This window comes from Mobilicoccus pelagius NBRC 104925 (assembly GCF_000247995.1).
Taxonomy (GTDB): Bacteria; Actinomycetota; Actinomycetes; order Actinomycetales; family Dermatophilaceae; genus Mobilicoccus; species Mobilicoccus pelagius.
Map to the genome: position 1 here is coordinate 1 of NZ_BAFE01000067.1, position 1,379 is coordinate 1,379.

The window sequence follows — 1,379 nt, forward strand, 5'->3', positions numbered from 1 at the left end:
CCCTACCCCCGGATCTTGGACACGGGGTGTGATTACGCAGCAGGTCGCAGCGTAGCGGTGTAGCCGGTCTCGAAGGCGACCGGCGAGGTGCAGCGACACCACGAGTGGCGTCGCTTGGTGTTGTAGCGGACGAGCCATCTGAAGACCTGCCGGCGGCAGACCAGTTCGTTGCTCCAGCAGGCGGCGTCTTGGAGGACCTCACGCTTCATCGTGGCGTTGAACGACTCTGCGAGGGCGTTGTCCGCGCTGGATCCGACGGCGCCCATGGACTGGGTCACGCCGAGCTTGCGGCAGAGCGTGGCGTAGGCCTTCGAGCAGTAGACCGACCCGTGGTCGCTGTGGAACACAGCGCCCTTGAGGCTGCCCCGGGTTGCAGCGGCGGCCTTGAGGGCGTCCTCGACGAGTTCGGTGCGCATGTGGTCAGCGATGGCCCACCCGGCCAGCCGACGGGAGTAGCAGTCGATCACGGTCGCCAAGTACAGGTTCGTCCCGTCGGCCAGCGGCAGGTAGGTGATGTCGCCGACATAGCGCTCGTTGGGGCGCTCGGCGGTGAAGTCACGCTTGAGCAGGTCGGGGTACTTCTGCCCCGACGGCTCGGGGATCGTGGTGCGGACCCGGCGCTTCTTCATGTAGCCGCGGATGCCCTCAAAGCGCATCACCCTCGCGACACGCTTGTGGTTGACCCGCTCACCGGCAGCCGCGCTGTCGCCGAGTTGAGCGTTGAGCTCGGCGGTGATCCGCGGCGCGCCCTGGGTGTTGTCCTCGGCATGGACCGCTCTGATCCGCTCAGCCAGCGCTGCGTCGTCAGCTGCTCTGGCTTCGCGGGCCGGCGCTGCCTTGAGCCAGGCGTAGTAGGACGAGCGCTCGATCTCGACGAGCTCGCACAGTCGCTTCACCTCGAAGGTGGCGGAGTTGTCGGCGACGAACTGGAAGCGACTCACCAGCGCGTCTCCCCGGCGAAATACTTGGCCGCCCGCTGCAGGATCTCCCGCTCGGTCGTGAGCTTGGTGGTCTCCGCTCGCAACGCCGCGTTCTCGGCCTCGAGCCGGGCGATCCTCTGCTCCGGCGTCTCGTCCGTCGGTGCCGACGAGCTCGCGGCGGACGTCTTGGCTTGCAGCGGGCTGGAGGTCAACGTCCCGTCAGCGGCGGTCTTCTTGCCGGTCCCGTAGGCCTCGAGCCAGTGCCGCAGGGTGCCGCGGACGATGCCGAGGTCCTCGGCGATGCCGCGGACCGTGGCGCCCGGGGTGGACTCGTACAAGTCGACGGCCTGACGACGGAACTCTTCGGAGTAGTTCTTCCTGGCCATGGTTCTTCGATCATCTCGCTTCCCCAGCACCAGGTGCTGGATTCAGCGTGTCCAAGAACCGGGGTCAGGCCCC

The 1,379-nt window shown here is 67.4% G+C and carries 1 protein-coding gene; it reads right to left on the reverse strand.

From position 1 onward, the window contains the following. Positions 1-32: 32 nt before the first annotated feature. Positions 33-1,306 (reverse strand): IS3 family transposase gene (locus tag MOPEL_RS10340; protein ID WP_373279738.1). Its coding sequence is split into 2 segments (ribosomal slippage): positions 33-958 and positions 958-1,306, totalling 1,275 coding nucleotides; the frame shifts between segments, so codons are not numbered across the junction. Between the last annotated feature and the right edge of the window lie 73 nt (positions 1,307-1,379).